At 66.3% G+C, this 24,539-nt stretch carries 23 protein-coding genes; 7 read left to right on the top strand and 16 right to left on the bottom strand.

Annotated elements, in window-relative coordinates; all coding sequences use genetic code 11:
* Positions 1–251: 251 nt before the first annotated feature.
* The 3 genes from ACAG26_RS26310 to ACAG26_RS26300 all read right to left on the bottom strand — a co-directional run bounded on the left by ACAG26_RS26310 (position 252) and on the right by ACAG26_RS26300 (position 4,581).
* Positions 252–692, bottom strand: coding sequence for a hypothetical protein (locus tag ACAG26_RS26310; RefSeq protein WP_105368864.1), 441 nt, complete (start codon positions 690–692; stop codon positions 252–254).
* 268 nt (positions 693–960) lie between these two features.
* A complete protein-coding gene (locus ACAG26_RS26305) occupies positions 961–4,005 on the bottom strand; it encodes an MMPL family transporter (protein WP_105368863.1) in 3,045 nt (1,014 codons plus the stop codon).
* Between the two features lie 150 nt (positions 4,006–4,155).
* The gene (locus ACAG26_RS26300; RefSeq protein WP_370486022.1) at positions 4,156–4,581 is read right to left on the bottom strand and encodes a DUF6188 family protein; all 426 of its coding nucleotides are present in this window, start codon (positions 4,579–4,581) and stop codon (positions 4,156–4,158) included.
* 282 nt (positions 4,582–4,863) lie between these two features.
* On the opposite strand from ACAG26_RS26300, the gene ACAG26_RS26295 reads away from it, so the two are divergent.
* On the top strand, positions 4,864–5,568 hold the full coding sequence (locus ACAG26_RS26295; protein ID WP_105368862.1) for a TetR/AcrR family transcriptional regulator: 705 nt from the start codon (positions 4,864–4,866) through the stop codon (positions 5,566–5,568).
* 394 nt (positions 5,569–5,962) lie between these two features.
* Here the strand turns inward: ACAG26_RS26295 and ACAG26_RS26290 are convergent, their stop codons facing one another.
* Together ACAG26_RS26290 and ACAG26_RS26285 are read right to left on the bottom strand one after the other, a co-directional pair.
* On the bottom strand, positions 5,963–6,286 hold the full coding sequence (locus ACAG26_RS26290; protein WP_370486021.1) for a type II toxin-antitoxin system PemK/MazF family toxin: 324 nt from the start codon (positions 6,284–6,286) through the stop codon (positions 5,963–5,965).
* Entirely contained in the window at positions 6,280–6,528 is a 249-nt protein-coding gene (locus ACAG26_RS26285) for a ribbon-helix-helix protein, CopG family (RefSeq protein ID WP_370486020.1), read from the bottom strand. Before ACAG26_RS26285 ends, ACAG26_RS26290 begins: the two co-directional genes overlap by 7 nt.
* A gap of 495 nt (positions 6,529–7,023) precedes the next feature.
* Between ACAG26_RS26285 and ACAG26_RS26280 the strand changes: the two genes are divergently transcribed.
* Positions 7,024–7,878, top strand: a complete 855-nt coding sequence (locus tag ACAG26_RS26280) for an adenylate/guanylate cyclase domain-containing protein (RefSeq protein WP_370486019.1) — start codon at positions 7,024–7,026, stop codon at positions 7,876–7,878.
* A gap of 62 nt (positions 7,879–7,940) precedes the next feature.
* Here the strand turns inward: ACAG26_RS26280 and ACAG26_RS26275 are convergent, their stop codons facing one another.
* Both ACAG26_RS26275 and ACAG26_RS26270 read right to left on the bottom strand, forming a co-directional pair.
* Complete coding sequence (locus ACAG26_RS26275) at positions 7,941–8,864, bottom strand: MBL fold metallo-hydrolase (RefSeq protein WP_370486018.1); 924 nt, start codon at positions 8,862–8,864, stop codon at positions 7,941–7,943.
* Positions 8,865–9,842 carry an alpha/beta hydrolase gene (locus ACAG26_RS26270; protein WP_370486028.1) on the bottom strand — a complete coding sequence of 326 codons (978 nt, stop codon included), beginning with the start codon at positions 9,840–9,842 and terminating at the stop codon, positions 8,865–8,867.
* A 304-nt stretch (positions 9,843–10,146) separates the two neighbouring features.
* On the opposite strand from ACAG26_RS26270, the gene ACAG26_RS26265 reads away from it, so the two are divergent.
* Positions 10,147–11,580, top strand: a complete 1,434-nt coding sequence (locus tag ACAG26_RS26265; RefSeq protein ID WP_370486027.1) for a glyceraldehyde-3-phosphate dehydrogenase — start codon at positions 10,147–10,149, stop codon at positions 11,578–11,580.
* An 11-nt stretch (positions 11,581–11,591) separates the two neighbouring features.
* Here the strand turns inward: ACAG26_RS26265 and ACAG26_RS26260 are convergent, their stop codons facing one another.
* The 7 genes from ACAG26_RS26260 to ACAG26_RS26230 form a co-directional block, all read right to left on the bottom strand.
* Positions 11,592–12,026, bottom strand: a complete 435-nt coding sequence (locus tag ACAG26_RS26260) for a type II toxin-antitoxin system VapC family toxin (protein ID WP_370486017.1) — start codon at positions 12,024–12,026, stop codon at positions 11,592–11,594.
* Positions 12,010–12,243, bottom strand: coding sequence for an AbrB/MazE/SpoVT family DNA-binding domain-containing protein (locus ACAG26_RS26255; RefSeq protein WP_370486016.1), 234 nt, complete (start codon positions 12,241–12,243; stop codon positions 12,010–12,012). Before ACAG26_RS26255 ends, ACAG26_RS26260 begins: the two co-directional genes overlap by 17 nt.
* Positions 12,244–12,370: 127 nt before the next feature.
* Positions 12,371–12,562, bottom strand: coding sequence for an alpha/beta fold hydrolase (locus ACAG26_RS26250; protein ID WP_370486014.1), 192 nt, complete (start codon positions 12,560–12,562; stop codon positions 12,371–12,373).
* Between the two features lie 433 nt (positions 12,563–12,995).
* Entirely contained in the window at positions 12,996–13,373 is a 378-nt protein-coding gene (nirD, locus tag ACAG26_RS26245) for a nitrite reductase small subunit NirD (protein ID WP_370486013.1), read from the bottom strand.
* Positions 13,374–13,625: 252 nt separating this feature from the next.
* Positions 13,626–15,299, bottom strand: coding sequence for an amidohydrolase (locus tag ACAG26_RS26240; RefSeq protein WP_370486012.1), 1,674 nt, complete (start codon positions 15,297–15,299; stop codon positions 13,626–13,628).
* A 31-nt stretch (positions 15,300–15,330) separates the two neighbouring features.
* On the bottom strand, positions 15,331–16,476 hold the full coding sequence (locus ACAG26_RS26235) for an alanine racemase (RefSeq protein ID WP_370486011.1): 1,146 nt from the start codon (positions 16,474–16,476) through the stop codon (positions 15,331–15,333).
* Positions 16,473–17,102 (bottom strand): TetR/AcrR family transcriptional regulator, encoded by a 630-nt coding sequence (locus ACAG26_RS26230; RefSeq protein WP_370486010.1) that lies wholly within the window; start codon positions 17,100–17,102, stop codon positions 16,473–16,475. Before ACAG26_RS26230 ends, ACAG26_RS26235 begins: the two co-directional genes overlap by 4 nt.
* A gap of 66 nt (positions 17,103–17,168) precedes the next feature.
* Here ACAG26_RS26230 and ACAG26_RS26225 point away from each other — a divergent pair, with 66 nt between their 5' ends.
* Both ACAG26_RS26225 and ACAG26_RS26220 read left to right on the top strand, forming a co-directional pair.
* Entirely contained in the window at positions 17,169–18,479 is a 1,311-nt protein-coding gene (locus tag ACAG26_RS26225) for a D-arabinono-1,4-lactone oxidase (protein WP_370486009.1), read from the top strand.
* 3 nt (positions 18,480–18,482) lie between these two features.
* A complete protein-coding gene (locus ACAG26_RS26220; protein ID WP_370486008.1) occupies positions 18,483–20,423 on the top strand; it encodes a neutral/alkaline non-lysosomal ceramidase N-terminal domain-containing protein in 1,941 nt (646 codons plus the stop codon).
* An 8-nt stretch (positions 20,424–20,431) separates the two neighbouring features.
* On the opposite strand, the gene ACAG26_RS26215 is transcribed toward ACAG26_RS26220, so the two are convergent.
* Positions 20,432–21,286: a DUF1460 domain-containing protein gene (locus tag ACAG26_RS26215; protein ID WP_370486007.1), complete on the bottom strand. Its 855-nt coding sequence runs from the start codon at positions 21,284–21,286 to the stop codon at positions 20,432–20,434.
* Positions 21,287–21,500: 214 nt separating this feature from the next.
* Between ACAG26_RS26215 and ACAG26_RS26210 the strand changes: the two genes are divergently transcribed.
* Positions 21,501–22,376, top strand: a complete 876-nt coding sequence (locus tag ACAG26_RS26210; RefSeq protein ID WP_370486006.1) for a transglycosylase SLT domain-containing protein — start codon at positions 21,501–21,503, stop codon at positions 22,374–22,376.
* A gap of 84 nt (positions 22,377–22,460) precedes the next feature.
* Positions 22,461–23,135 carry a glycoside hydrolase gene (locus ACAG26_RS26205; protein ID WP_370486026.1) on the top strand — a complete coding sequence of 225 codons (675 nt, stop codon included), beginning with the start codon at positions 22,461–22,463 and terminating at the stop codon, positions 23,133–23,135.
* On the opposite strand, the gene ACAG26_RS26200 is transcribed toward ACAG26_RS26205, so the two are convergent.
* Positions 23,136–24,521, bottom strand: coding sequence for a DUF1254 domain-containing protein (locus ACAG26_RS26200; protein WP_370486005.1), 1,386 nt, complete (start codon positions 24,519–24,521; stop codon positions 23,136–23,138). It abuts the gene before it with no gap.
* Between the last annotated feature and the right edge of the window lie 18 nt (positions 24,522–24,539).

The raw sequence follows: 24,539 nt of genomic DNA, 5'->3' as shown, positions 1-24,539 counted from the left end.
GCCTTGCCATGCTGACATCCTTCCAGCCCACCCCACGGGGCAAGCCAACTCAGATGTCACCTGTTCATGCAGCAGACCCGTGGACGCGCGTGTGCAGGCCGGTGTGTTCGACGACGGCGCATATCGATGTTGTGGGAGAAGGCTGCTTGCACTCGCTGGTGCTTAAGCACGCCTTTGTGGACGGCAACAAGCGGCCAGCGTGGGCGGCGCTTGGGCGTTGTGCGCGTCAATGGTATTGACCTGCCCGACGCCTACGACGTGGATTTCGCTGAGCAGTTGGTGCTGGAAGTAGCCACTGGTGAAACCGAGGGGAAAAGGATTGCCAGCGGGTTGCACAGATTGGCGGTGTCCTGATCGCGGGTCATGCGCCGTGCAATGTGCTGCGGTAGCCAGATGAGTAGATCGGCCATGTCGGACAGTGGGTCTGCGGGCGGGGGCGGCGATGCCTTCTGCGCCATTCGGTTGAGTATGTCGGTCATTGAGTCTGGGGGCGCGGTTGGGTTGATCTGGCCGGGCAGCAACCCCTGCTGGGTGGCCATATCGTCGGAGCCGGGCAGCACCCCAGATTCGTGTATCTGTGCAGAGGCGTGGTCGTCAAGCGTTTGAAGCGCCAGCGCGACCGTACAGGCTAGGGCGATGGCGGCGGTGGACGCGATCAGGAGTTGCGCCCATCGGGGCTGCTTTTGCATCACTTGGTCGCCCCCGCTATCAGGGCGTTACCGGCGGGGTGGCGCTGCACTGCAGCGTCCCCGTCGAGCCGTTCGACAACGTCAACCACGGCGTGTACATCCTCGGCGTGGCCACCGCCCCCGCCGCAGCACTTGCGGGAGGGAATCGACAGGGTAGGAGTTGACGGTGAAGGTCATGATCTTTTGGTGTTATCTCCTCGCGAGAACTGTTGGGTTTAGCCGGGCATTTGGGCTGTGCTGGTGGCCCCGGTGTCGCGGGTCATGCATAGGGTTAACCTCGGTCTATGGCGGTGTTGTCGCTGATCGTTGGCGGTGTGTTGGGCCACCAGCTTGCTTCGCGGAGCAGGGTGGCGATAGCGGGGACGGTCAGGGTCCGTACGAGGAAGGTGTCCAGCAGCAGACCGCAGCCGATGATGAGTCCGACTTGGATCATGATCGCGACCGAGCCGATCATGAGGCCGAACATGCTGGCGGCGAAGATGATGCCCGCGGAGGTGATGACCGATCCGGTGTTGGCGACGGTGCGTAGCACCCCGACGCGGATATTGCGGCCGGATTCCTCGCGTAGCCGCGAGACCAGCAGCATGTTGTAGTCGGCACCCACGGCGACCAGGATGATGAACGCCAGCAGCGGCACCGGCCAGGCGATTTCGTAGCCGAGCATTCCTTGGAATATCAGCACGCCGATACCGAGCGAGGCCAGGTAGTTCAGTATCACGGTGCCCAGCAGGTAGAGCGGGGCCAGCAAGGCCCGTAACAGCAGCACCAGGATCAGCCCGACGATGAGCAAGGTGGCGGCGGCGAGCTGGGCGAAGTCGGCCCGCAGCAGTTGCTGGATATCGGAGTTGACGGCGGGGAACCCGGCCACCGAGATCGAGGCCTCGGCCAGGGCGGTGTTCGGGCGGGCGGTTTGGGCGGCGGCGGTGATCTGGTGGGCCAGTTTCATCGCCTCGATGCTGTAGGGATCGAACGCGGTTTCGATCGCGAAACGCGCGGTCTTGCCGTCCGGAGACAGGAATTGTTTGGCGACCGCGGCGAATTGGCGGTTATCGAAGACGTCGGGGGGCAGGTAGAAGCCGCTGGCGGCGTCCGAGCCGGTGCTGGCGTGTGCCGCGTTCTGCAGTTGGGCAGCGACCTGACCCATCTTCGACAGCATCTCGATGTTGCTGTCGGCCAGCGCGTGCACCCCGCCCGCCAGTGCGTGGGCGCCGGCTGAGAGTTGGCCGATACCGTCTTGGAGGCGGCCGATATTGGCGCTCAGATCCGCGGGGTTCCCGAGGGCCCCGAACGCCTTATCCAGTGCGGTGACAGCGGATTGGACCTCGTCCAGCGTGGCGGTGACGGTGGCGTTGGTGGCCGGGTTGTAGTGATCGCCCAGGTCAGCGACCTGATCGAAGAAGCCGTTGTCACGCAGGCTGACCAGAACCTGGATCTGATCGCGGATCTGGGCGCACTGCGGTGTGGTGGCACACCACGGCGACTCGGCCAGACCCGCGGCCAGGGGATCCACGATCGCGATAGCGTTTTGGGCTTGCTCCGCCGAGGACCGCAGGCCGGGTCCTGATTGGATGGCCTCATCGATGGTTGGGGCGCTCGCCGATAGTTGGTGCAGCAGCGGTAGGAATCGTTGGGCCTGGGTGCCGGACTGCGCGTTCGTCAATAACCCGGCCAGCGGGGTTAGGGCGGTGCGCACGGTGGCGTCGAGTTGAGCCAGTCCACCGGCGAGCGCATCGGCGCCGTCGGTCAGTTTGACGAGGTCGGTTTTTCGTGTGTCACCGTCGGCGACCGCGCCGGCCATTTTGTCGCCGATCTGACCGTTTTGCCAGGACAGCTGTGCTTGTTCGAGACGTTCTCCGGTGGGGCGGGTGATACCGGAGACTTTGGTGACCCCGGGCACCTGGGCCACCCGGGAGGCCATCTCGTCGAGGTCGGCCAGCCCTTTGGCGGTGCGCATATCGGTGGGGTTGGCCACGACCAGGAATTCGCTGATGACGACATCTTTGCGGAAGTGGCGATCCAGCAACTGATAACCCTGGTTGCTGGCGGTCGTGGCGGGCTGTCCTTTGCGATCGTCATAGCTGATCTTCATCATCCCCGCGGCCGCGGCCAGGGCCAGCAGGAGGACCAGGCTGGTGATCAACAGTGTGACGGGGCGACGCACCACCGCGACCGCGACACTGTTCCAATAGCGGCGGGTGCGATCGGATTTGGGTTCACCGATCCCGCGTTGGGCGGCCAACGCCAGCACCGGCGGCAACAAAGTCACCGTCGCCAAGAACCCGACGAACACCGCCACCGCGCACGCTGGACCTAGCCCGGCGAACACACTCAGACGGGCGAACACCATCGCCAAAAACGCCAGCGCCACGGTCGCCGCGGACGCCGCGATCACCCGCCCGATACTGGCGGTGGCCGCGATGACCGCCGCGTCGGCGGGCACGTGGGCGCGGCGCTGCTCGTGATAGCGGCTGATCAAAAACACCGTGTAATCGGTGCCGGCCCCGAGCAGGATCGCGGTCATGAACGCCACGGTGAACTGCGAGACCGGCATACCGATCTCACCGAGCGCCGAAAGCACGCCCCTCCCCACCGCCAGGCTCACCCCGATCACCAGCAGCGGTAATACCGCGGTGAACACCGACCGGTACACGATCAGCAAGATCAGTGCGATCAGCCCGGCAGTGGCGATCGACACCAGCAACAGATCATGTTCAGCCGAGGCGATCTGGTCGCTGAACGTGGCCGCCGGGCCCGTCACATACACCGTTGTCGACGAGCCGGCGAATACCGCATCGGCGATCGCGCGCACGGCCTGCACCGATTCGGCCGCCGCCGGATCACCCAATGTGCCGGCCACCCCCACCGGCAAAAACCAGGCCTGGTGATCCTCGCTGAGCGTATGGGCCTTGGTCACCGGATCGGCCAGCAAGTCTTGAACCAGCAACACGTGATCGGTGTCGGCGCGTAGCCGCGCAACTAGCTGCTCGTAGTGCTGGCGCACCGGCGGGGTCAATCCGGCTGGGTCTTCCATCGCGACGAATAACATCGTCTGCGAGCCCTGCTCACCGAACGCGGCGCTCATCTGATCCACGGTCTGAAACGACGCCACATCACGCGGAATGAGGTTGACGGACTGCTGGCGGACCACCGTCTCCAACTGCGGAAACAGCAACGCCAGCACCACCGCGACCCCCAGCCAGCCCGCGATCACCCACGCCTTATGACGCACCGTGAACCGGGCCAGTGCTGCCAGCCGCGCACTGTACTCACCAGAGGAGGATCTGTGCAGCACGCGGCCGCCGCGGCGAAACGCCACCGATGTCGCGGTGCCCGATGGCCCCCAATCGCCCTCAGCCACCACAACCGCACCCCCCAACAAACACTGTTGGTAGCGCTACGCCATCACACGGGCCAGGGTGCCCAACCTCGACACGCGCGTACGCACCGTCAGGCGCCGCCCCCCGCATCACCGGAGCGCGGTATCGACGCCGGCGTCCTCGGGCAGATCGTGGCGAACCACCCGAACCCGCCCACTAGGCAAACACGCCATATAGCCGTGATGTTTGCCGTACAACTCCCAGGCTGTGGCATCCGCCTCGGCGTCGACGTCGATCCGGTGCCCTGCAGAAAACCCCAGGTGCAGCGCACCGTCGTCGCCGTACCAGGCGCTGGTGCACACCGTGCCCGCCAAATCGAACAACGGACGCTCATAAACAGCGACCCGATCGGGATCAATGAGCACCATTTCGACCGGGAATTCGCCGACGGCAGGCAACGTCAGACGCAGCGGCCGAGAGATCACCACCTCGTTGTAATCGGCGAACCCCAATACCACCCCGTCATGCAACGACACTCGCTGCACAACACAATCTTCGATCCACGCGGCATACATGGCGCCTCCCTCGACGCATCGGCGAGCGGTGCCCGAATAGTACACCTAGTAGCGCTGCGCTACTAGGTGTATCTTTTTAGTGATGATCGGGTGGCGGCGGCCCCGCCGGGCCCCGTCGAGTCGTGCAGATAACCCGCGGCACCTGCTACCCAACAACCCTTACGCAGCTCGCCGAAACCCCTGACTACCAGCCGTTTCGGTGCGCTACTGGTGGTACCATAATGGGCCGGGTAGCGGCGTCCGCGCGCCAGAAGAATTCAGAACGAGGTGAGGTGAGTCGGTGTGAGCGGCGAGCAGGCACCAGTCCACAGCGAAGATGATGACGACATCGACCCCCGCCGCATCCGCTCCCGCAACCGCCTACTCGACGCCGCGGCCGCGCTGCTCACCAGCGGCGGCATCGAAGCCGTCACCATCGACGCAGTCACCAAAGCATCCAAGGTCGCCCGAACCACCCTGTACCGCCACTTCAGCAGCTCATCGCAACTGCTTGCGGCCACTTTCGAACGGCTCCTGCCGCAAGTCACGTCACCGGCCCCGGCAAGTGGCACGCTGCGAGAACGGCTCATCGAGCTACTCACTCGCCAAGCTAACTTGTTCGCCGACGCGCCGGCGCACATCACCCTGCTGGCCTGGCTCGCTCTAGGCCCCACGACCATCGACCACCCCAGCGATGAGCACCCTCCGCGCGCACTGCGAGCACGCGTGATCGAGCAATACCGGCAACCCTTCGACGCCATCCTGCAAGGCGGCGAAGCCGGCACCGAACTCGACGACCTCGACCACGACCTCGCTATATGCCAACTCGTCGGACCACTCGCCTTCGCCCGAATGACCGGACTGCGATCCACCACCGCCGACGACTGCACAAAAATCGTCGATGACTTCCTAGCCGCACACCAGCGCAAACAGGCCCAGCCCGAACGGCACCAACGAGCAACCGTGACCGTCACTTCCAACGATGACCACGGGGCCACCCGCAAATGAAAACGCCCATCGGGCAGCAAATCCGACCGAGAGCTCACCAGGCGTCAAGAGCTGATCACGCACCACACAACGTCGACCTGTCAGAGCTACAACCGTCTCGCTACACACCCCAAAAGCCGATTTACCCCAAATGAAATCGCAAGCCACCATCAACGCATTGTCACTCAGTGGACATCTACCAGCCCTGCGCCGCCGAGCATGCCGCGGCCGCGGCGCCCGAAATGGCAGTCGGCCGGTAGCCGGAAAAGGCCATCACATCATCACGAAGGCTCGAACGAGCTGAATTATATTGACGGACCCAAATGCCTCAGATCATGTGAAAAACCACCCATTCAAACGCGCAGGGGATTTTCACATGACCTGAGGCACCGCAGCTCACAGGCCATCCAATGCCTCACCTCGAATGAAAACGGACAATCAAGCTCGTCGGCACCTCCCCGGCGCGGTCGTTGAGATCTGTCTTGTTGAGTGTGACAAGCGCCGTGACGTTGACGACTGAATCGCGTGGGAGTCCTGTTGCGACGGCAGGCAGGAACACATTGCCGGGCATCGCCGCCAAGGCCGTATTTGTGGTGATCACTGCGGCCAGCACCGTGGCGAGGCGGCTGGCGTTGTACGGATCCGACTGGATTACTAGCATCGGACGGCGCTTGGCTGGACGGCTGCCGGTCGGCGGTGCAAGGTCCGTCCAGTAGATAGCAGCGCGGCTGATCACCACTCATCGCCTACGGCGTCCAGCACGCGGTGTCCGACTGCTACGGCGGCGGCATCCGCCTCGTCGGTACGATCGAGGCGCTCGAGGGCACTGTTGATCTGTCCAGTGAGCGACTGGGCGTGCAGGTCGTCCAAGTAGCGTTGCGCCGCCCGTGCGAAGAACTCCGAGCGACTCATGCCGAGGTCACTCGCGGTCTGGGTGACCCGATCGAAAGTTTCGTCCGGGAGCGAGATGGCGGTCTTCACGGACGTGAGTATAACCCGGTATAACCGGAGGTTGCTGCCTCGCAGCCACAGTTCACCCGGCAGCGGCGATCCTGTCTCGCTACTGCGGCGGCGGCGGCACTACCGGTTGACACGCAGCGGGTCCCGGATTCCACCAGTTGCCCGGACCGCAATCAGGCGGTGGCGGTGGCACCACGGGCTGGCAGGCGTCGGCTGCCGGATTCCACCAGTTGCCCGCACCGCAATCAGGAGGTTGGGCCGAGGCCACGCTTGGGAACACCGCTGCCGTGTACGTCATGGGTGCTAATGCCACCGCCACGGCGCACGCCGTGCGACGAATGAACATATTCATCAAGCCCTCCCTTCAAACGCGTCCAGTCCTCAGGCTGGACGTGAGTCTAAAGAGGACTACCCACTGCGGCGGCCCCACAATCATTACTCCTCCTACCCGGGTGCCGCACGGCTCATCCGTCATAATCGGTCAGTGATAATGCCCGCGGCGGCCGCGATAGAACCATGAGCACGTTCATCTGGATGGCGGTCGCCATCGCCGAACTTGCCGGGATCATCGCGCTGGGAGTGTTGCTCATCGTGTCGCGCCGGCAGTTGACGGGAACACGACGCGAACTCCAACGCCTCCGACAAAGCAATCCGCGTCGCAGGCGGCGCCCGGGCGTCGCACCTTTCGCGATTAGGACGGTTTGGCACACCGCTGATTCGCTGATGCGCAAAGGCATTGGCGCCACCGTTCGCAACTCGATCGAGGACCTTGCCGGCTGGGCGCAGGTCGAACGCCCTGACCTGGCGAGGCTGACAGCCGACGGACAGGTCGTGATCGCCTTCTCCGACATCGAGGGTTCCACCGAACTCAATGAGGCCTTAGGCGACAAGGGATGGGTCAAGGTGCTCGAGCGCCACAACAAGCTCATCCACAACCGCGTCGACGACCACGGTGGTCACGTGGTGAAAAGCCAGGGCGACGGATTCATGATCGCCTTTGCCGATCCTGGGCAAGCCGTGCTCTGCGGAATCGCGGTGCAACGGGCTTTGTCTGACAACCCTGATCGCTTCGAATCCATCCGGGTGCGAATCGGCATCCACATGGGCACGTCGCTCAGGCGCGGAGACGACCTCTTCGGGCGCAATGTGGCGATGGCGGCGCGCGTCGCGGGCCAGGCCGGCGGCGGTGAGATCCTCGTCAGCGATCCGGTCCGCGACGCGCTCGAAGGGCGCTCCGATATTCAGCTTGGACCGCCGCGCGAGGTCGAACTCAAAGGTCTCCGCGACAGCCACCGTCTGTATCCGGTCGAGCTGCCTGACCACCCGACGATTGCGGAGGCGGGGTCTTCGCCGGGAGGCGGAGCCCCCTGACGCGCACGGGCGCTGTCGGCCCCACCGGCTCGCCCGCGCCGCGATCGATCATGAGGACCCCGTCACGGTTGGGCGCTGTGGTCGTGGCTGGGCAGGATGGTGACTTGGCGCCGTATGGCGTAGAGGCGGTGCAGCGTCTCCCAGGCCGCATTCCGGTCGGCGTCGGCGAGTAAACCGGGGTAGGACGCCTTTTGCCGAAACCGATCGATTTGGACACGGCTCCACACGGCGTCGCCAGCAAGCAGGGTTGGGCCGGTTAGCGTTTGGGCCAAAATCCCGATGCTTGCGGGGGTGTGCCCGGGCAGGTCGACCAGGATGACAGATCCGTCGCCGAACAGGTCGAGGCTGCGCGGGAAGCTCAGGATGGGCGGGCCGTCGAGTTCGTAGAGGGTCACGGGCCTGTTGCGCACCGCAGGACGCACGCCGCCTTGCGGCGCGAGCCGACCGCTCATCATCCAGCTGTGTTCGGGCCGATGAAGATACACGGGGAGCCCGGGCAGGTCCAGCAGTCCGGCGACGTGATCCCAATGCAGATGGGTGGGCAAGGCGAAGTCGATGCTGCTGTAGTCGATGCCGGCGAGTGCGAGCGCTTGGCGGATATCGATGACGTCGCGCCGGGGTTTTACTGCTACCCGGAGGGTCCACGGTATTTCGGCCACCGCGCGATCGATGACGTCGACACAGACACCTGGGTCGACCAGGACGGTTGCCTTGGGGTGGCGGATGACGAAAGCGTTGATCAGGTTGGCGGTCCGTCCCGGTCGCCACACTCCTTCGGCGATCGCCGGGGTCGGAACCATCCTTTCTCGCTGCGGCAACGTGATCAGCTCGACTGTCGTTGCGGCCGTGGGTAACCCGTGGTCCGTCAGGGACGCCAGGAACTGTTGGTCGGGGCGCCGCGGACGGATGACGCCGAGGGGTAAGCCGGCGACTGCCTGGCAACAGGTCACCAGGCCGGGTTTGGCGACCTCAACGGTGTCAGTCATTCAGCCTGTGCTGGTCACGTCGCGTACGAACGCGTCGATCGCGTTCTGCATCTGCGTCAAGCCGGGCTCCTCGAGTGGGTAGTGGCCGGCGTTGTCGAGCATCACGGTGTTGACGGCGACTTTGGTGATTGGGTCGAGGACCGGATTACTCAATTCCAGTGGAGTCCAGCGGTCTTCGGCCGGCTGGGTCAGCAGGACCGGGCAGATGTCGAAGTCGGCCGGTTCGATATCGGGGATGTAGCTGGCGTATTCGTCGAGGAACTTCAGCGACACTGTGTTACCCGCGGAGGTCTTGTCGGCCAGACACACCTGCAATGCCGCGTCGTTGTTGCACAGTGCGCTCATCTTGGACGCCAACGTCATCGGGTACTTGAGTCTGCGCAGCGGCGTCTTGGCGACGATCGCCACGCTCTTGGCGCCGACGGTCGCGGTGAACTTGTCATGGGCGGTCGCCCGGACGACGTGGTCGTGTCGCTGGTCGAGGAACGTCATGCCAACGATGCCGGACAGCGTGCCCCGAGGTGCGTGGGCGGCGACGTGGTAGGCGACCATGCCGCCGGCCGACAGTCCGTAGAGGACGATGGGCCGGTCGTCGAGCGAGCGTTCATAAGCGAGGTAGTCGGTGACCATCTCAATCCAGTCGGCGTAGCCGGGGGTGGTGCCCTTGGCGACCTGGGTCATTCCGTAGCCGAGGTTGTCGACCGCGGTGACTTCCCAGCCCTTGTCGGCGAGCCATTTGCCGAGGATGAGGTTCATCTGCCGGCCGTTGGTGCCGACGCCGTGGTGCAGGATGACTTTGGCGGGTGCGTCCGCGTTGGGGTAGCGGTCAAGATGGATCTGATGGCCGCGCCACTCCCAGAACTCTTCGATGGGCATGTCGGCGTCAGTCTTGAGGCGCAGACGCTCGGGAAGGAATTCCTGCAGTTGACGCCAGGCGTTCTGGTCCCGGTACAAGGTTGGGTGCGCCCGCTTGGCCATGGGGTTTCCCTTCTTCGTTTGCCGCTCCGGCGGTGGCGCCGGCGGTTTACCGATCATCCCCCATTTCGTACCGCGCGGATGGCGACCCCGGCCTGGGTGCCCGACCAACCGGCTGGATGGCTCGTCGACAACCAAGTAGTTGGTGGTCAGCCGCCCGTCAGCCGAGCGAATTGCGTTGCCGTATACACACACGCCAGCCTGAAACCTCACAGTGGGATCGACCCGCGTTGTGCGATCTGGCGCTCGCTACCATCGAGGCGCCGCTCACTGTGAGCGGGCCACGTAACCCGTAGGACGTATGGATTTGAACACGCCTGAACTCGCCCGTTGGAACGCTCAGGAAGCCCTCGCGGAGGCGATGATTCCGATCATCGGCGCTCTGCACCGGACCAAGGGCGTGACGGTGTTGCTGCACAGCCGGTCGCTGGTGAATAAATCGGTCATCAGCATCCTGAAGACCCACCGCTTCGCGCGACAGCTCAGCGGTGACGAACTGACGGTCGAGGAGACCTTCCCGTTCCTGCAGGCGCTTGCCGACCTCGACCTGGGACCTTCGAAGATCGACCTCGGGCTGCTGGTGATGGCCTACCGAGCCGACGATCGGGGTCTGCCCATTCCGGTGTTCACCGCAGCGCAACTTGACGAGGTGACCGGCGAAAACAAGAGCGAGCCGCAGGGCCCGCGGGACGTGGTGCTCTACGGTTTTGGCCGCATCGGGCGGCTGGTGGCCCGGCTGCTCATCGAAAAGGCCGGCTCCGGTAACGGGCTGAACTTGCGCGCTGTCGTCGTGCGCAACAACGGGGGCTGCGACCTGGCCAAGCGCGCGTCGCTGCTGCGCCGCGACTCGATTCACGGACAGTTCAACGGCACCATCAAGGTCGACCAGGACAACAACTGTCTCGTCGCGAACGGCAATGTCATCAAGTTCATCTACAGCGACGACCCGGCGAGTGTCGACTACACCCAGTACGGCATCGACAACGCGATCCTGATTGACAACACCGGCAAATGGCGCGACCGCGAAGGTTTGTCCAGGCACCTGCGGCCCGGTATCGGGAAGGTCGTGCTGACCGCACCGGGCAAAGGGGACGTGCCCAACATCGTGCACGGAGTCAACCACCGCACACTGGATCTTGAGCAGCAGATCTTCTCGTGTGCGTCGTGCACGACCAACGCGATCGTTCCCCCGCTCAAGGCATTGGACGACGAGTACGGCATCGTGCGGGCGCACGTGGAGACCGTGCACTCGTTCACCAACGACCAGAATCTGCTGGACAATTACCACAAGGCCGATCGTCGCGGCCGGTCCGCGCCGTTCAACCTAGTCCTCACCGAGACCGGTGCGGCCTCCGCGGTGGCCAAGGCGCTGCCGGATCTGAAAGCCAAGATCACCGGTAACTCGATTCGTGTGCCGACGCCGGATGTTTCCGTTGCGATCCTCAATCTGCAACTGAAGCGCAGTACCACCAAACAGGAGGCGTTGGAGTACCTGCGCCAGGCATCGCTGTCCGGACCGCTGAGCCGCAGCCTGGACTACACCGCGGCAACCGACGTGGTATCGAGCGATTTCATCGGTTCGCGTGCGGCGTGCGTCATCGACGAGAACGCGGCGATCGTCGACGGTGACAGCGCGATCCTCTATGTCTGGTACGACAACGAATTCGGCTACTCGTGTCAGGTCGTGCGCACCGTGCAGTATTTGTCCGGTATCGAGTATCCGACGTATCCGCGCATGTGAAGCGCGGATGGTCACCGCGAGATCGGCGATAGGAGTTCGTAGTTGACGCCGAGCGTGCGGTATGTCGGTTCTGCCCGCCGGTCGCAGGTGATGAGCGGCAGCTTGTGGTTGCGGGCAGCCGCGCCGACAAGTCCGTCGTAGAGCGCGCCGCCGGCCAAGCCCGCTTCGGCAAGCTCTCGCAATAGACCTTCCGTCTCCGGCGCGGACAGGAAGCGGGACTCCGGAAAATTCGTCTGCTCTAGGCGAAGCGCCGCAATTGGACTAAGGCGGTGTGGCGGCGGCAGCCGCGTAAGGACCGACAGCAGCTCCACCGCGGCATGCCCCGACATCCCACGGCGGCATGCGAGGAGCCTCGTTCTGGCGGCGGGGTGGAATGGGTTCTCGCGCTGCGCCAGCGCAAGGGCCGCGCTGGTGTCGACCAGCACGTGTTCAGCGTTGGTCGGCAAGCCGCAACTCCCTCACCGCGTCGGCGTCAAGCTCTGGCCCGCCACTGGGCAGCAGCAGAAGTCCGTCCTCTTCAACGAGGTTGTCAGCTGCCACGCCTTCGATGCGGATGGCGGCCCCGTCGAGGGTTATCTCCACCTCACCTGGGGTAATGCCCGACTGCTCGCGGAGTGACTTGGGGATTACCAAGCGGCCAGCCTTGTCGATGGTAGTGCGCATACCAATATTTTGCCATAACTGTGGTAGCGGTACTCCTGACCGGCGCGCCCGCTCTGTACGCGCTTAGCGCTGCCGCCACCAATGCACGGCAACCGCGATCACCGCCAGCGTTGGCCTAACCGGATGCTCAGTCACCGTGTTGCGCCCAATGCTGTTGCAGGAGCGGAACGAATTCGCCGAAACGCTCGTCCGGGAAGTGCATCCGCGCACCCTCAAGGGTGGCGACTTGGGTGGTGCCGGGGATCAGGTCGGCAAGGCGTCGTGCCCATTTGAGCGGGAAGAACCGATCGGCGGTCCCCCACACGATGAGGGTGGGCACCGTGAGCTGGGCTAGCTGGGGTCGTACCGCGGCCAGGTCGGCGGACGAGATCGCCGCGGTCAGGCGGGCAAAAGCGCGGGCGGCGTCCGCCGTTCCGCAGACAGGACGGCAGCATTCAGGCCGGTCTCTACCCGGAGACCTTCCTACCGATGCGATGACCCAAGTCATCTCGGGGATGATCACCCATGCCGGCATCGCGCTCGCCGAGGCGCCCTCCCGGCACCGCAAACGCATCCGGCAAGATCTTCAGGCCGCGATACAGCGCATGCTGAGCGGGCTCAGGTGCGGTTGATCGCTGCCAGCACCGCCATCCGTTCCATGCCACCGTGATATCGCATGCGATATCCGTTTGGAGAAGGTGGTCATCCTCCGGACAGGGACAGAAGATGCTCCTGGGGCGCCTGGGCTCAATCCCGACGGGCGAAACCACAGGTCAGGCGGCGGGGCCGATCTGGACCCAGCCGTCGGAGGTCAGCCGGGTCGGGTGGACCGGCACCGTCACCTCCGGGTGATCCAGGCAGCTCCCGTCGTCGAACGCAAACGCCTGCTTCTTGATGGGCGACTGCACGGCGGCCCGACCGGCGCGGTCGCCGACAATTCCCCGCGACAACACCGCCGCGCCGGAAAACGGGTCGATGTTACCGAGGGCGTGCAGCGAGCCGTCGGCGAGACGGAACAGCGCGGCCTGGGAGCCATCTGCGAGCAGCACCGCGACGCCGCGGCCCGGGATCAGATAGTCGTAGGGGCAGGCCACGGTCCACGCCTGATCGGTGGAAACCTGCAACTCGGCGCGGTCGTCCAGCAGCGTCATGGCATCTCCTCGGTGGTCTGTCACGGGGCCGCGGCATCCCGTGGCTATCCGGGACGGCATCGCAACGGTGATCGTTGGAAGCTATGCAACGAGGCTAGGAATTCAAAGTTGCCGCCATGTAACGCGAACTTGGTGATCACCTGTGAGGCGGTTCCAAATACGTTGTGAGAGCTGAACTATCGCAGGACCGTTTTTGTGATCTTGATCTCACCTTGGCGCCCGACGCGGCCAAGGTGAGACCGGAACCAAGGCTCAGTCCAGCGGGTCGCCGTAGGTTTGCCGGCCCATCAGGAAGGTCGCTTCGACGGCCAACTCCCGCAGCTGGTCGGGCGGCGTGCTGCGCGGGCTGGCCGAGAGCACGACGAGGTCGGCGTACTTGCCGGTTTCCAGGCTGCCGATCTCGGTGTCGAGGTGCAGTTGCCAGGCCGCGTCCAAGGTCTGCGCCCGGATCGCGGTGTCGATGTCGAGACGTTCCTCGGGGGCCAGCACCCGGCCGCTGCCTTTGGCGGTGCGGGTGACCGCGGTGGCGATGTTGCCGATCGGGTCGGGCGGGGTGACGGTGCCGTCGTTATGGAACGAGATGCGCAGACCCGCGTCCACGGCCGACCTCGCCGACATCCAGTGCGCCCCATGGTCGGGTCCGAACAACTCGTCGATCAGCACGTCGCCCCAGTAGTAGACGTGCGCGATGAACAGGCTGGGTGTGACCCCGAGCTGGGCCGCCCGGGCGAACTGGTCGGGCCGCATGGCGCCGACGTGCTCGAGCCGCAACCGCAGGTCAGGGGGCGCCCCGGTGTGTTCGAAGGCGTCCAGGACGATGTCGATGGCGGCATCACCGTGCACGTGGCAGGCCAGTTGCCAGCCCTGGTCGACGAACGCCGCCGCCAACGCGCTGACCTGCTCGGGGGTGTAGTTCATCGCGCCGTGGTGGTGTGGCCCCAAGCCCATCCGGGCCGTCGCTTCGGTGGTCAGGTACGGGAAGGTGGTGAAGATATTGCCCTGCCAGGGCGACCCGTCGGCCCACAGTTTCATCCCGATCTTGGCGAACAGTTCGTCAGCGCCCGGGCGCTGGCCGGCGATGTTGGCCGGGTCGCGCGCCAGCGCCGGTGTGCCCATCTCGTAAGCGCGAATCCGCAACGCACACTCCGGTTCCCGTGCGAGCTGCGCCATCAGCGCGGATTGGGCCGCCGCCTGATAGGAATGGTCGCTGCAGGTGGCGATCCCGGCCCGCGCCAGCTGGTGGTAGGCCCAACGCACATTGGTGGGCAGGTCGGCTCCGGCAAGTTGGAAAAGTGGTGCAGCCAGCCGCAGCAACGCGGCCGCCTCCCGCACCTCGCCGGTCAGCTCACCGTCGGATCCGTGCACAAACTCCGCGCCGGTCGGGTTGGGAGTGTCTTTGGTGACGCCCGCCAGGGCGAACGTTGCGGTGTTGGCGTACGCGGCATGACCGCTGTTCGCGATCACGATGACCGGGTTGTCCGGTGCCAGTATGTCCAACTGCGTTCGCGTCGGCAGCTGCAGATCCGGTTGCAGCAGCACATCCACGCCGTTCATCAGGATCGGAGTGTCTTTCGGCGCCGCCTTCGTCGCCGCGGCGAGTTTCTGCAACACCTGGGCACCGGTCGCGACGGTGAACGGCCGCACGTCGATGGCCGGCGGCGCCAGCGCCATCCCCATCGCGAACGGGTGGCCGTGTGGTTCCACGAACGCCGGCAGCACCGCCAGCCCCCGCAGATCGACCACCTTCGTGCCGGATCGCCGCAGCCCCATCACCTCCGAGTGCGATCCGACGGCGCTGATCCGCCCGCCGGTGACGGCCAGCGCTTCGGCCTCGGGCGCACCCGGGGCCACCGTCACCACTGCCCCACCGGTGAAGATGACATCCGCGCCGTGGGCCGCGCCGTGGGCCGCGCCGCCAAAATCCATCTCTTCCCCCTGGTTGCGGAGTCCCGGTTGGTCAGCCGAAATTCCGGCCTTCGCCGCGGTAGGACGGCACCGATTCGACGATGCGGCCCCCGTCGACGACGTGCACGGTGTCGAAGCGTTCGAGCAACTCGCCGGCCTTGGCGTGGCGCAGCCACACCCGGTCCCCGATACGCCATCCGGCGGCCCCGACGACGGGGGTTTGCACCTCGCCGGCGGCCTCGGTACCGATCAGCTTCAATCCGGGGCTGGCCAGCTTGGGCAGCCGGGAACGACCCGGCGGCCCCGACGCGATGTAGCCGCCGCCGAACAACGTGGCAATCTTCGGCGTCGGCTTACGGACGACCGGCAGCGCGAAGTACAGCGCCGGCCGCGACCGGAACGCGTCGTAGCGGTCGAAGATGCCGGACATGTACAGGCCCGACCCGGCCGTCACCTCGGTGACGCACGGATCGGCGGAACTGATTTCGAGGCTGCCGGTGCCGCCGGAGTTGACGATCTGCAACGCGCCGACGGCCTTCTCCACGGCCTCCACGACCACCGAACGCCGCCGCGCGAGTTCGGCCGCCGAAGCCTTCTTCATCAACCGTATTGCCACCGAGGTGTCCTGCAGGCCGGCGATTTGGGCTTCGTAGAACATCACGCCGACGACGCGGAAGCCTTGCGCCAGCGCGGTTTCGGCGACGGCACGGGCGGCCGCCGGGGTACGGATCGGTGAGCGTCGCACCCCCAGGTGCAGCGGCCCGATGCGCAGCGACGCGTCGACGTCGAGGCAGACCCGCAGCGGCGCGGGCCCGGCGGCGGACCGGATCAGCGCCAGCTGGTCGGCGTCGTCGACCATCACCGTGATCGCATCCCGCAGCGCCGCGTCGGCGCCGAGGTCGGCCAGCGCGCCGCGGTCGGTGCTCGGATAGCCGAGAAGCACGTCGGAGACGCCATTTTCGGCGAGCCAGATCGCCTCGCGCACCGAGTAGGCCATCACGCCGGAAAACCCCGGGGTGGCAAGCGCCTGCGCGAGCGCCCAGCGGCAGCGCACCGATTTGCTGGCCACCCGCACCGGCTTACCGCCGGCCCGGCGCACCAGGTCGGCGGCGTTGCGCCGGAATGCGCCCAGGTCGAGCGCGACCAGCGGCGGGTCCAGCGCAGCGGTGGCCGCGGTGAGCGCATCCAGATCGGTCATGCCGAGGCCTTTCGCCGCCGGCGGGTGGTCTTGGCGTAACCGCGCAGGTAGTCGGTGAATCGGGCGAGCCGGTCGCGCGCGGCCGTACTGTCGCCGTCCACCAGCCAGCGCAGCGTGACGCCGTCGAGCATCGCCAGCATTTCGTCAGCGAGCTCGTCGACCGGGTGCAGCCAGGTCGAGTTGGTGCTCGTCGCCGCCAGGGACAGCAGCGAGCCGACCGCGGCGCGCGACACCTCGTACTGGCGTACCGCTACGTGGTTCAGCGCGGGATTGCGCAGCGCCGCAGTGGTGATCTCATACGTCAGCAGCTGCGCGTCGCGGGTGGCCTCAATGCCTTCCCACAGCCCGTCGAGCGCGCATTGCAGGGCGGCGGCGAGGTCTTCGGCGTCGTCGAAGCCCCGCGCGCCGGACGCGGCGGCAAGCAGATCGGTCACGATGCGCTCGGCCAACGCGACGAACAGGTCGTCTTTGTCCTCGAAGCAGTAGTGCACGACGCCCAGCGCGACCCCGGCCCGCTCCGCGACGCGCCGGATCGTGGTGGCCGCAACGCCTTCGCCGACCGCGATGTCGAGGGCCGCCGCGACCAGCTGGGCGCGGCGCTCGGCCTGCGGGAGTCGCGATCTCACGCCCTCCATCAAACATCTGGACGCACGTCCAAGTCAAGCTTGACTTGGACGACTGTCCAATTCATAGTGGAGGCCGTGACCACCTGGACGAACTGGGCCGCCACCGCCACCGCGCGGCTTGCCGGCGTCGCATCGCCGCGTACCGTCGCCGAACTGCAGGACGCGGTGCACAGCGCCACCGAACGCGGGCTGCGCGTCAAACCGATCGGTGCGGGTCACTCGTTCACGGCGATCGGGGCCACCGACGGCATTCAGCTACGGCTGGACCGCCTCACCGGCATTGTGGACGCCGACCGCGACAGCGGGCTGGTCACCGTGCGCGCCGGCACCCGGCTGCGTGCGCTCAACGAGGCGCTGTGGCAGCGGGGTTTGGCGATGACCAACCTGGGTGACGTTGATGTGCAGACCATCTCGGGCGCGGTGTCCACCGGCACGCACGGCACCGGCGCACGGCTCGGCGGGATCGCCACCCAGATACGCGCCTTGGACCTCGTCCTCGCCGACGGGACGCTGTTGCACTGCAGCGCGCAGCAGAACCCCGACGTGTTCGCCGCCGCTCGCGTCGGGCTGGGTGCGCTCGGGGTGATCGCCGCGGTCACGCTGCAGTGCGAACCGGCGTACACGCTGTCGGCCGTCGAGGCGCCGGAATCTTTCGACGCGGTGCTGGCCGACCTCGACGCGAACATCGATAACAACGACCACTTCGAGTTCTACTGGTTCCCGCATACCCGCCGGGTGCTCACCAAACGCAACAACCGGGTGCCGCCGGGCACCGGGCTGCGCCCGGTTGGTCGGCTGCGTCACTACGTTGACGACGAGCTGTTGTCCAACAAGGTCTTCGACGGTATCCAGCGTGTCACGACACGCTGGCCGGGCCTCATCCCGCGCGCCAACGCGCTCTCCGCGCACGCGTTGTCCGCCCGCGACTACATCGACCGCTCCTATCGGGTCTTCGCCTCGGTGCGTTCGGTGCGGTTTCGGGAGATGGAGTACGCGGTGCCGCGGGCAGCCGTTGCGCAGGTGCTCTCCGAAATCGAGGCATATCTGCGGCGCAGCGGCGAACTCATCGCCTTCCCGGTCGAGGTGCGCTTCGCCGCGGCCGACGACATCTGGCTGTCGACGGCCAATGAGCGCGACAGCGCCTACATCGCGGTGCACCAATACCACCGCCGCGACCACCGCAGCTACTTCGACGCGGTGGAGGCGATCGCCCGGTCGGTGGACGGAAGACCACACTGGGGCAAAATGCACCACCGCAGCGCCGAGGACCTGCGCCCGGCCTACCCGCACTTCGACCAGTTCGTCGCGGTGCGCGACCAACTCGATCCCGCACGCGTATTCGGCAACGAGTACCTGACCCGCGTGCTGGGAGACTGACCGGTGAGCACCGAGTACCGGGTCGGGCGCGGCATCGCCGACATCACCGGCGAACCCGCCGAGTGCGGGATGCTCGGCTACGGCGTGCGCACCCAGCGGACCAGCGGGTTGCATACCCGTTTGCGGGCACGGGCTTTCGTGTTCATGTCCGGTCCTGCCCGCGTGCTGCTGGTCGTATGCGAGATCCCGCTGCTACTGGAAAGCGTGCACCGCGAGGTCTTGCGGCGCCTGACCGCCGACTACGGCAGCTGCTACACGCTCGACAACGTGATGCTCACCGCGACCCACACCCACTGCGGCCCCGGCGGATACGGCGACCACTGGCTGTACAACTCCAACACCCACGGCTTTCGGCCGCAGACCTTCGGGGCCATCGTGGACGGCATCCTCGAGGCGGTCACCCGCGCCCATGCCGACCTGGCACCGGCCACCCTGCGCATCGCCAGCGGGGAGCTGCACGACGCCAGCATCAACCGGTCGCCGTCGGCGTTTGCGCGCAACCCGGCGGCCGAGCGTGCCCAGTTCCCGGACGCGATCGACCCGCAAACCACGCTCTTGCGCATCGAACGCGGCGGCCGACTGGTCGGCGCGGTCAATTGGTTTGCCACCCACGGCACCAGCATGACCAACCGCAACACCCTGATCAGCAGCGACAACAAGGGTTATGCCGCCTACCACTGGGAACGGCTCGACCACGCTGTTGACTACCTGGCCGACAACCCGCCCGACTTCGTGGCAGCCTTCGCCCAGACCAACGCCGGGGACATGTCGCCGAACCTGCACCGGCGGCCCGGCAGCGGGCCCACCGAGGACGAGTTCGCGAACACCCAGATCATCGGTACCCGGCAGACCGCGGCCGCAGCCCAGTTGGCCGCCGACCCCGGAGTCGACGTCGTCGGCGGTCTCGACGCCCGCGCCACCTACATCGATCTGTCCGACTTCGCGGTCGACCCTCGGTTCAGCGGCGATGGGCGCCAGCACCGCACCGGACCGGCCCTGGCCGGCGCCGCCGCCCTGGCGGGCACCGAGGAGGGCCCCGGGCCGCTGTATCCGCTGCTGCGGCAGGGCCGCAACCCCGTCGTCGACGGCCTGGTCCGGCAACTGGTGTACCGACTGTCGCCGCGACTGCGGGATGCTCACGCCCCCAAAGGCGCGGTGGTGGGCGGCAGCCGACTGAACAAGATCCTGCCGCTGATGGCCGAACGCGCTCCGGTGCAGTTGCTGCGGATCGGGCAGCTGTACCTGATCGGCATTCCCGCCGAGGTGACCATCGTGGCCGGGCTGCGGCTGCGCCGCACCGTGGCCGGCATCGTCGGCGCCGAACTGCGTGACGTGCTGGTCGCCGGCTACAGCAACGGCTACTTGCACTACGTGACCACCCCGGAGGAGTACGACGCGCAGCGCTATGAGGGCGGCAGCACCATGTTCGGCCGTTGGGAACTGCCGGCGCTGCAGCAGGTGGTGTCCGGCCTTGCCGCCGCGATGCGCGACGGGCGTCCGGTGCCCGGCGGCGCACCGCCGGTCGACCTGTCCCATCGACGACGGCCCCGTCCGCGCACCGCGGCGGACGCATCGGTGGGCGGGCGCCGATACGGTGACATCCTCGAAGCCCCGCACGCCCGCTACCACCCGGGCGCGACGGTGCGGGCGGTATTCGCCGGCGCCCACCCGAACAACGACCTACGCCGCGGCGACTCCTACTTGCGGGTGCAGCGCGAAACCGACCGCGGCTGGATCACCGTCGCCGACGACGGCGACTGGTCGACCACCTTCCGGTGGCACCGCGCGCGACGTCGGGCATCGGTGATCACGGTGACCTGGACGGTGCCGGCGGACACCCCGCCCGGCCGGTATCGGCTGCGCTACGATGGCGACACCCGCGAATCCGACGGCGCGACACAGACGTTCAGCGGGACGACCGCGCCGTTTGAGATCTCCACATGATCTCCGCGTTATTGAACGGGCCGCAGCACGACCACGCCGGGCACGGTGTGCAGGTAGTCGTGCAGCGGGGTGTCGACGACCTTGTTGTTTGCCTGCAGTGAGGACGCGTTGCGGAACACCGGCCCGCCCGGTGTGTCGATGAAGATGCCGACATGGGTAACGTCGAGGCCGCCATCTTCGGCGTACGCCCCGAGGTAATCACCGGTGCGCAGCCGGCCCACCGCGCCGCCGTCGACCTGCTGGCTGGGGATGTAGGAGAGGGTGCGCGAAACCACCGGCAGGCCGGCCAGGTACACCCCGCCGGCACCCTTCTGGTTGAGGTTCTTGGTCACCTGAATCGCGTGCGGGCTAACGCTGGCGGTGACGTCGGTGGCGACCGCCGGCGCGACCGCGGACCAGTCGGTAAAGAAGTGCTTGCGGTGCGAGAATTCGACGACCCCGCCCTGATACCGAACCCCGGCAAGGCTGTTGATGAACTGGTCGCGGTTGCGGGATCTTTTCAAGGCTTCGACGTAGTCGGCGTAGGTGAAACAGTCCACCTTCTGCAGCTCCACGACAAGCACCTCGGGCTCCGTCGCCGAACCGATGAGCGTGTTGGCGCCGTAGGGGGTGCCCAGGAACTGCCGCGACAGTATGTCCGAGCGTTCGGTTGGGCCCGCGGCGGCCGCCTTGGTGCTGGCGGCCAACAGGTTTTGCAGGATCTGCTCGCTTTGCTGGGAGATGCGGACCGGCGGCGTCGCCGCGGCGTTGGGCGCAGGCAGCGCGGTCACCAGCAGACCGGTCACGACGGCTAAACAGAGCAGCCACCCGGCGCGGCCCGAGCTGCGTCGCCGGGTGCGCGTTCGGTGTGCGCGGACCGGCATATGCTGCTCCTTACCGCGTGCGCCGGCTTTCGCGATACTCTACGTCGTCGGGCCGAGAACCCGCCGGCGAACGCTGCGGCGGGTACGTTCAGGCAATCGCCGGGAAGTGAACACAGTGAGCGACGATCGTGTCCACATAGCTGAACCGGGGTCCGCCGCCGCGAGGAACCGTACCCGGCGGCGCGCCACCCTGGTTGTCCTGGTCACGGCCATGATGAGCGTCGTTGGCTGCTCGCACTCGGCCCGCCCCGCCACGCCGACGGCCACGACCACCACGGCCACGCTCGCCGCCGCGCCGCCGCGCCCGGCACCCGACACCGCGCAACCGGGGTTGGCCTCCGACCCGGCGCGGCTGGCCGACGCCCTGGTTGCCGACGAGCAGGCGCTGCGTAACCCGTCGTCGTCGGAACAGGTGCTGACGGCGGCGGCGCGTCGTCAACAGGCCGCGTACCGCGCCATCGGCGCGCACCCCGAGTGGGATCCGATCACCCGGCCGCGCATTCCGGCGTCGCTGCTGGACAGCTACGACCACAACGTCGACGCCCGCCGCGAGCTGCTGGTGATGAGCCGTCCCAAAGACACGCTGCCCGCCTGGCGCATCGTGTCCCCGACGCCCGCCGAGGAGCTGCTGGGCTACTACCGGCACGCGGAATCGGCGACCGGTGTCGGCTGGGCCTATCTGGCGGCGGTCAACCTGGTCGAGACCGGCTTCGGCCGGGTCGCCGGGGTGAGCACCGCCGGTGCACAGGGGCCGATGCAGTTCCTGCCGTCAACATTTGCCGTCTACGGCGACGGCGGCGACATCTACTCACCGCAGGACAGCATCATGGCGGCCGGTCGCTACCTGGCCGCCAACGGCTTCGCCGACAACCCCGATTACGCCCTGTTCCGGTACAACAACTCCGACCAATATGTGCGGGCGGTCGACGACTACGCCGCGGTGCTCGCCGCCGACCCCGCGGGGTTTGCTGGCTACTACCGGTGGGACGTCTACTACAACACCACCGCCGGTGACGTGGTGCTGCCCGTCGGTTACTCGGCGACCGCACCGATCCCGGTCGCGGATTATCTGGCCACCCACCCGCAATAGCTGGCAGTCGACATATCTTCAGCAAACTCTCAGCGTCCAGAAAACCGGATACTGCCGCACCGTGGCGAACGCGGCGGTTAAGGTCTGCTCGTGGGTAGAGGCTTGTTAGCCAGGGGCCGGGGGCGCTGGCTGGCCGCCGCGGTTTCCGTCGGCGTGTCTGCCGCCATGCTCTACGCCCAAGACCGCGAGGCGCCGTGCTGTGCCGCGCCGCCGGTCGCACCCGCGGCGGCAGCCCAGGAAGCCGGGCCGGCGAAGGCGCCGCACGTCGCGACTCCCGCGGCGAATTTGTTGGCGGCCAGCGCGCCCGTCATGGCCCGGGATTTTCAGTTCGAGTTGCCCCGCGGTGTCGCGCCGGAACAGGGTCTGCAAGTCAAGACCATCTGGGTGGCGCGTGCCATCAGCGTGATGTTCCCCGAGATCACCACGATCGGCGGCGCCCGGCAGGATGCGCTGAAGTGGCATCCCAACGGGCTGGCGATCGATGTGATGATCCCGAACTACCACAGCGACGAGGGCATCGAACTCGGCAACCAAATCGCCGGGTTTGCCCTGGCGAATGCGAAACGCTGGGGCGTGCTACATGTGATCTGGCGGCAAGGGTTCTACCCCGGCATCGGCGCACCCAGTTGGACCGCGAACTACGGCTCGGAAACCGCCAACCATTACGACCACGTCCATATCGCCACCGAGGGCGGCGGATACCCGACCGGCACCGAAACCTACTACCTGACATCGATGAGCCCGGCGCCGCCCGGCTGACTATGTTGTCGCCTGCACGGTCGGCGGGTGCCACGATCCGTCGAGAATGCCTTGTTGGCCCCAGTAGGCGCGGATATACAACGAGAAGTGCTCGTTGGGGGCGGGTAGCCAATTCGACTCATGTTCTGCTCCAGGCGACTTCGCTCCTACGTACATAGTCAGCGCACCGTCGCCGGACCGTTTGAGGTTCTTGTTCTTCGTGCCCACCGAATATCGGTTTAAGGCGTTGGGGTGGAACAGGTGCTTGTCGTTGTAGAGGGTCAGCGACCAGAACCCGCGCACCGGTGGCTCCTGCCCGGCGGGAAAGGTCACCGTGTAGCTGCGGTCGCCGTGCAGGGCTGCGCCGGTGGAATCGTTGTCGGTGTAGAAGTATTGGGTTTCGGTGGGCCGATTGTCGAACATATTTGATTTGGCGGTGCCGGCCCGATTGAAGTAGTCGAGCCCGAACTGGGCGTTGTTGGTCGAGCGGTTCCAGCCGTTGCCCGCGGGGCGCCCGTTATGTACCCAGTCGAAGAACGGTGAGATGACGTCGCGCTCGGCGGCTACCGCGGTATCGACAAGGACCTTCTCGATATCGGGATTGTGCATGGCGGTGTCGAGCAGAACCCGGAACTGACCGTAGAGGGCTTCCTCACCGGGCAGCGGTGGCACCGCGTCGAGCACACCGCCGATCTGCTCGAAGAACTTCTCGGGCACCACCCATTTCGTCTCGCCGCCACCGGTGTCCGACGGCGGACCGGCAAGGACAGGAAGTCTGGACCAGTCGGTGGTTTTCACGTTGCCGTCGAAGTCGGACAGCGGGTAGAAGTCGATCTGGTTGATCACCGATTGAATGGCGCTGTGGTCCTCGGGGGTGTCGTCCATAAATACCCGCGGGATCCCGCAGGCCAGCGTGGTTGGGCAGCGGATAACACTCTCCACGCCGCCGGGGGTGTCGCCCCGCCAGTTCGGTCCGGCCAGCAGGTAGAAGCCCGGCTTGGTCCCGTACGGTTTGCCAAGCTCCCCGAACTGATCGGTGCGCGCGTCATAGAGCGCATATACCCAGAACCGGTCGCCGAAATCGGGTACCTGCGCGATCACCGGTTGCTCATCGAGGGACATATACGCCAGCCCGTAGACGACGTCCTGGTTGGGGCAGGTGACAAACGTCTCGCCGGGGTCGATGTAGTTCGACAGCATCGCCAGCCTGCCCTGGGGCGCCACCGGGAGCACGCCGTTGAGCAGGCTCGGTCGTGGGGCCTGCGTTATCACGTGGTTTCGGTTGATCATGTTGACCAACGGCCAGCCCCACACATAGGCCAGCTGGGCGACTGTCCGGGCGTAACCGGGTGTCATCGAGATCCCGGTCGCCGGTGAACTGGGCTGTGCTGCCATGGCCCAACTCATGATCCCGCACCTCCTGCT

Origin of the sequence: Mycobacterium sp. pUA109, assembly GCF_041287095.1 — a bacterium.
Classification (GTDB): domain Bacteria; phylum Actinomycetota; class Actinomycetes; order Mycobacteriales; family Mycobacteriaceae; genus Mycobacterium.
Note: the sequence above shows the minus strand (reverse complement) of the source record. Positions and strands in the feature narration are given on the sequence as shown.

Bases quoted from the DNA above. Each gene is read 5' to 3' on its own strand.
- ACAG26_RS26200 (WP_370486005.1), bottom strand. From the start codon at position 24,521: ATGAGTTGGGCCATGGCAGCACAGCCCAGTTCACCGGCGACCGGGATC.
- nirD (WP_370486013.1), bottom strand. From the start codon at position 13,373: ATGACGCTGCTGGACGACCGCGCCGAGTTGCAGGTTTCCACCGATCAG.
- ACAG26_RS26210 (WP_370486006.1), top strand. From the start codon at position 21,501: ATGAGCGTCGTTGGCTGCTCGCACTCGGCCCGCCCCGCCACGCCGACG.
- ACAG26_RS26275 (WP_370486018.1), bottom strand. From the start codon at position 8,864: ATGACTGACACCGTTGAGGTCGCCAAACCCGGCCTGGTGACCTGTTGC.
- ACAG26_RS26300 (WP_370486022.1), bottom strand. From the start codon at position 4,581: ATGTATGCCGCGTGGATCGAAGATTGTGTTGTGCAGCGAGTGTCGTTG.
- ACAG26_RS26255 (WP_370486016.1), bottom strand. From the start codon at position 12,243: ATGCGCACTACCATCGACAAGGCTGGCCGCTTGGTAATCCCCAAGTCA.
- ACAG26_RS26240 (WP_370486012.1), bottom strand. From the start codon at position 15,299: ATGGATTTTGGCGGCGCGGCCCACGGCGCGGCCCACGGCGCGGATGTC.
- ACAG26_RS26235 (WP_370486011.1), bottom strand. From the start codon at position 16,476: ATGACCGATCTGGATGCGCTCACCGCGGCCACCGCTGCGCTGGACCCG.
- ACAG26_RS26215 (WP_370486007.1), bottom strand. From the start codon at position 21,286: ATGCCGGTCCGCGCACACCGAACGCGCACCCGGCGACGCAGCTCGGGC.
- ACAG26_RS26270 (WP_370486028.1), bottom strand. From the start codon at position 9,842: ATGGCCAAGCGGGCGCACCCAACCTTGTACCGGGACCAGAACGCCTGG.
- ACAG26_RS26280 (WP_370486019.1), top strand. From the start codon at position 7,024: ATGAGCACGTTCATCTGGATGGCGGTCGCCATCGCCGAACTTGCCGGG.